The 4,622-nt window shown below is 71.4% G+C and carries 6 protein-coding genes and 2 pseudogenes; 3 read left to right on the plus strand and 5 right to left on the minus strand.

Annotated elements, in window-relative coordinates:
• From GTW43_RS37320 to GTW43_RS37335, 4 genes and pseudogenes are all read right to left on the minus strand, one after another.
• A pseudogene (locus tag GTW43_RS37320) lies at nt 1-902 on the minus strand (iron-containing redox enzyme family protein); the annotation flags it as partial.
• The gene (locus GTW43_RS37325; RefSeq protein ID WP_343246238.1) at nt 899-1,192 is read right to left on the minus strand and encodes a CDGSH iron-sulfur domain-containing protein; all 294 of its coding nucleotides are present in this window, start codon (nt 1,190-1,192) and stop codon (nt 899-901) included. The pseudogene GTW43_RS37320 and the gene GTW43_RS37325, both read right to left, overlap by 4 nt.
• Nucleotides 1,143-1,868, minus strand: a complete 726-nt coding sequence (locus GTW43_RS37330) for a HemK2/MTQ2 family protein methyltransferase (RefSeq protein ID WP_161306399.1) — start codon at nt 1,866-1,868, stop codon at nt 1,143-1,145. Before GTW43_RS37330 ends, GTW43_RS37325 begins: the two co-directional genes overlap by 50 nt.
• 76 nt (nt 1,869-1,944) lie before the next feature.
• Entirely contained in the window at nt 1,945-2,271 is a 327-nt protein-coding gene (locus GTW43_RS37335) for a plasmid stabilization protein (RefSeq protein ID WP_161306400.1), read from the minus strand.
• 164 nt (nt 2,272-2,435) lie between these two features.
• Here GTW43_RS37335 and GTW43_RS38440 point away from each other — a divergent pair.
• From GTW43_RS38440 to ligD, 3 genes and pseudogenes are all read left to right on the plus strand, one after another.
• A pseudogene (locus GTW43_RS38440) lies at nt 2,436-2,591 on the plus strand (3'-phosphoesterase); the annotation flags it as partial.
• A gap of 67 nt (nt 2,592-2,658) precedes the next feature.
• Nucleotides 2,659-3,309: an endonuclease gene (locus GTW43_RS37340; RefSeq protein ID WP_161306401.1), complete on the plus strand. Its 651-nt coding sequence runs from the start codon at nt 2,659-2,661 to the stop codon at nt 3,307-3,309.
• Nucleotides 3,310-3,329: 20 nt separating this feature from the next.
• Complete coding sequence (gene ligD / locus GTW43_RS37345) at nt 3,330-4,271, plus strand: non-homologous end-joining DNA ligase (RefSeq protein WP_161306402.1); 942 nt, start codon at nt 3,330-3,332, stop codon at nt 4,269-4,271.
• 178 nt (nt 4,272-4,449) lie between these two features.
• On the opposite strand, the gene GTW43_RS37350 is transcribed toward ligD, so the two are convergent.
• Nucleotides 4,450-4,622, minus strand: a 173-nt coding sequence (locus GTW43_RS37350) for a DJ-1/PfpI family protein (RefSeq protein ID WP_202502427.1), incomplete at its 5' end; no start/stop codon positions are given.

Here is a 4,622-nt window from a genome sequence, read left to right on the forward strand (position 1 = left end):
GCCCACCACCTCGTGACGGACCACCTGCTCGTGCACCGCGTCCGCCTCCACATGCTCGTCGTAGAAGTGCTGGGCGGCGGTACCCGCGCCCAACCGACGCAGGGCATCAGCCAGCCGACGCGAGCTGGGCGAGGAGGTCGTCTCGACCGCGGCGAAGTGCCCGACCAGGGCTCCCCGCAGACTGCGGTGCAGACCGAGCAGCGACATCAGGTTCACCACAGCGAGCGCGCCGGCAGGAGACCGGTCGAGATAGTGACCGTAGGCGGTGTCCAGACCGAGGTCGGTCATCAGGTCGGCGAAGAGCACCGCGTGAATGTCGTCCGCACGGCCTGCGCCGAACTCGTCGTACTCGACGGCCACCATGCCCGCCTTGCCCTCCCGTGCAGGCGCGGGATCACCCAGGCGTGCGGGTCGGCCTCCTTCAGGTGGTAGAGGGAGCGCAGAGCGGCATACTCCGCGAACTGCCAGGCGTGTCCGTCGCGCTGCAGGTGGTGGCTGACACTCGTCGGATCGTGCCCGACGGGCTCGAGCTGCAGCGCGTCGAGCGTTTCCAGAGCGTCCTGCTCGGGCGCTGCGTCGGTCTGCAGCGCAGCGAGCATGCGCTGTTCCAGCAGGCGGCGTGGCCCCAGCAGTCCGGGCTCCCACTCCAGGTCCGGATCCACATCGTGGAAACCCTGGTAGTGCAGCTCGTACAGCAGGTAGAGCGCGAGCTGAAGGTCCTCGCCGTACGGGTCACAGGACGCGACATACGTGGGCCCCGGTGCGCCGGGGAGTGGTCCGCCTGCGCGGAGGGAGGAGATCACCCACGAGGACAAGGGGCCCCGCGACGGTGGGAGCCGCGGCGCGCGAGCCCGTGGCTCCGCCGTCCGGGCGGCAGGGCCTGTGCGAGGGGCGGCCGTCATGTCGGGTCCGTCTCGTCGAGGGTTGAGGGAGCCGGCGCGGGCTTGGGCCGCTTGCGGCCAGGTGCGCGGCGCCGGTGGCTCGTGTCGCACCAGGGGAAGGTGCGGCTGCGCCGGCAGGTGCAGATGGCGACCTGGAAGCGGTCCGAGGTGTGGACCGCTCCATCGGCATCGATCACCTCCACCGGCCCTTCGACGAGCAGTGGCCCCTCCCGGTCGACATGTATGCGACGCGGCGTGGGTTCAGACACGTTGGGCACGGACGACCACCAGTTCCTCCGATGCGGCCTCACGGTCGAGAAGCCCGCGCCCGCAGAGCCAGTTCCTGCGGTCGAGCATGACCGGACCGAACGGCACGAAGGCGCGGTCGACGACCGCGCCCTTCATTCCGAGGTGCGCGAGGTGCTGCAGGGTCTCCTCCTCGCCGCACAGGGCCGAGTGGACCATCAGGAGTGTGCCGGACGGGCGCAGCACCTGAGCTGCGGCGTCACACACACGGCCGACGACGGCGCGGCCGACGGGACCGCCGTCCCAGGCCTGCGCCTCTCCACGGTGGGGAGGCTGCTGGGGGGACGGCACATAAGGCGGGTTGCTGAGCACCAGGTCGAACGGGCCCAGCCTGCGGACGGAGTCGAGTCCCTTCGTCGAGCCCAGATCGTGGCGACGGACGCGGACGGACGTCCTCGCCATCCGTGCGTTCAACCGCGCAGTCCACACGGCACGCCAGGAGACATCGACGGCCGTCACAGCTGCGCCCGACCGCGCGGCATGCAGAGCCAGAATGCCGGAGCCGGTGCCGAGGTCGAGCACGGTGGAAGAGCCATCGACGGGCTCTGTGCCGAGGGCCCGCAGCAGCAGGGCCGTGTCGCGCCCTGGCGTGTACACACCGGGTGGGGCCACGACGCGCGGCTCTGGGGCGGCGAGGGAGGCCGGGGCCCGGACGAGCTGTACTTCGCCGTTCTCGGTCATCGCGCTTCACTCCGTGGCGTTGGTGTGCGGGTGCCATCACGAATGTGCTGCGGGGTCAGGGTCCCGCCGGGGCCGGTCAGCGCCCCAATGCCCTCGAAAGCTCGCTCTTGTTCATGGTGGAACGCCCGTCGATGTTGCGACGCTTCGCCTCTTCGTAGAGCTGATCCTTCGTCGGTCCCTTCGCCCCGCTGTGGGAGCGCTCGCCGCCACGCTGGGAGGCGGACTTTCTGTCCTGGGTGGACACCTTGCTCGAGGTCTTCGACTCTCCGGAGCGGGCGCGCTCCTTGTTCACGGTGCGCGCCGCGATCTCCTTGGCGCGCTTCGTGGAGGCACCGCGTTTCTGTGCGCTGTCCTTGACGTGTTCGTACTGGCGTTCACGCTTCGCGTTGGAACCCTGTGGCATGGCGCTCTCCTTCGAGGAAGACGGCGACCGGCACCGCTGTGGGCAGCCGGGTACCCCGTGGACCGGCGAGGATGCGCAGGAGCCTCGAACGGGCGCGTGGTGCGCAGGATGACGGGTACCCGGCCCGACCGGAAGCGGGATCCGGACAGCGGGAGGAGAGAGTCGTGACGGAGCGTGACGTCCGCGGTCGCCTGCGGAAGTATCGGGAGAATCGGCACTTCGGTCGCACCGGGGAACCGCGAGGTGAGGCGGGAGGAACGGACGGCGCGCTGAAGTCCTGGGCCGTTCCCGAAGGGCCCTCGGCCGACCCCGGTGACAGGCCCCCTGTTACCAGGGGCTGCGTGACGACGAGGAACGCTCCGATGTGATCAGGGAGCACGGACAGCCATGACCGACCGCCAGAAGCGTGTGCTGCACGCCCTGCTCGACGGGTACGGGCGGACGTACGCGGCCGAAGCAGGCATCCGGCTCAAGGACACCCCGCAGCCGCTGTACCGCACCCTCGTGCTGGCCACCTTGCTCAGCGCGCGCATCCGGGCCTCCATAGCCGTGGAGACGTCGCGTGCTCTGTACGACGCCGGGTTGCGCGACGCCCGGCGCATGGTGCAGGCCACGTGGCAGCAGCGGGTCGACGCGCTGGGGGCGGGCGGCTACCGCCGCTACGACGAGCGCACCGCCACCCGACTCGGCGACGGCGCCCGGCTGCTGCTCGACGACTGCGGCGGAGACCTGCGCCGGTTGCGGGAACGGGCGGACGGCGACGTGGGGGCGTTGCGCACCTCGCTTGGCCGGGTGCCGGGGCTCGGCCCCACCGGCGTCGGCATCTTCCTGCGGGAAGTGCAGGACGTGTGGGCGGAGTTCGGGACGCACATCAACGGGAAGGCCCTCCAGGGTGCCGAACGCCTCGGCCTGCCGAAGACGCCCGCCACGCTGACCCGCCTCGCGGGAGACGTGCCACGGGCGCAACTCGCAGCGGCACTGGTCCGCGCCGCCCTGGACCGGACCGTGGCCGAGGAGTGCCGGGCGCAGGCCGCCTGAGACGAGGGGAGACCGACGTCATGACGCGGAGTACCACCGAGAAGCTGCGGCTGGGCCGGCACACGCTCACGCTGCACCGGCAGGACAAGGCGCTGCTGCCCGGTACCGGACCTGGTGCCCCGGACATCACCAAGCGGGACCTCGTCGGGTACTACCGTGCGATCGCCCCGCACGTGCTGCCGCACCTGCGCCGCCGCCCCCTGATGCTGGAACGCCTGCCGGACGGCCTCGACGGCGACCGGATCATGCAGAAGAACACCCCTGCGTACTTCCCGGACTGGATCGGCCGCGTCGAGGTCGGCAAGGAGGGCGGCACGGTCCTGCACCCCCTCTGCGACGACACGGCGACCCTTGTCTACCTTGCCGACCAGGCGACCGTCACGCTGCACCGGTGGCCGTCGCGGGCGCCCGCCGTCGAGCGGCCGGACCGGCTCGTGTTCGACCTGGACCCGCCGGGCGACGACGACTTCGACGCCGTACGACATGCTGCCCGGCTGGTGCGTGAACTGCTGGACGAGGTGGGGCTCGCCTGCGGTGTCATGACCACCGGATCGCGCGGTCTGCACGTCGTGGCTGTCCTCCGCGGCGAGCACACCTTCGACGATGTCCACTCCTTTGCGAAGAAGGCTGCCGACACCCTGGCCGCCGCCCACCCGGACCGCCTCACCACCGCGATGCGCAAGCAGGACCGGGGAAACCGGCTCTACCTCGACGTGCAGCGCAACGCGTACGCACAGACCTCTGTCACCCCGTACACCGTGCGGGCGAAGCCGGGCGGCCCGGTGGCCACGCCCCTGACCTGGGGGCAGCTGGAGGATCCGGAGCTGACGGCCCAGCGCTGGACCATCGCGAACGCGGTCGAACAGGCCGACACGGATCCGTGGGCCGGCCTGCCCGGCCGAGGCCGCGCCCTCGGCCCCGCGGCGGCGAAGCTGCGCGCGCTGCGAGACTCCGGAGGCTGACCGCCGGGAGCTGAGCGCCGCGCGGTGTACGGGCAGCCGGGTGACACGCTGCCTCGCGCTGCGGCGGTCGGCCCTCACCGGCGCGGAGCGCGTCCACCAGTTCCTTGCGGTTCATCGACGACCGGCCCGGGATGTCCTCGTAGGCGGACTCCCGTCGTGCGCCGAGCCGGAGCCGCGGTCAGGCGGCCTGCCGGGCGAAGACTTCGAGGAGCGCCGCGTCGAAGACCTCGAGGTCGTCCGGCTTTCGGCTGGTGACCAGCACGTTGGGGCCGTGGTCGCACACCCGCACCTGCTCGTCGACCCAGGTGCCGCCCGCGTTGCGGATGTCGGTGCGCAGGCTCGGCCAGGACA

Source organism: Streptomyces sp. SID5785, assembly GCF_009870065.1.
Lineage (GTDB): Bacteria > Actinomycetota > Actinomycetes > Streptomycetales > Streptomycetaceae > Streptomyces.

Coding starts and splice junctions, on each gene's coding strand:
- GTW43_RS37340 (WP_161306401.1), top strand. CDS start 2,659: ATGACCGACCGCCAGAAGCGTGTGCTGCACGCCCTGCTCGACGGGTAC.
- GTW43_RS37335 (WP_161306400.1), bottom strand. CDS start 2,271: ATGCCACAGGGTTCCAACGCGAAGCGTGAACGCCAGTACGAACACGTC.
- GTW43_RS37330 (WP_161306399.1), bottom strand. CDS start 1,868: ATGACCGAGAACGGCGAAGTACAGCTCGTCCGGGCCCCGGCCTCCCTC.
- ligD (WP_161306402.1), top strand. CDS start 3,330: ATGACGCGGAGTACCACCGAGAAGCTGCGGCTGGGCCGGCACACGCTC.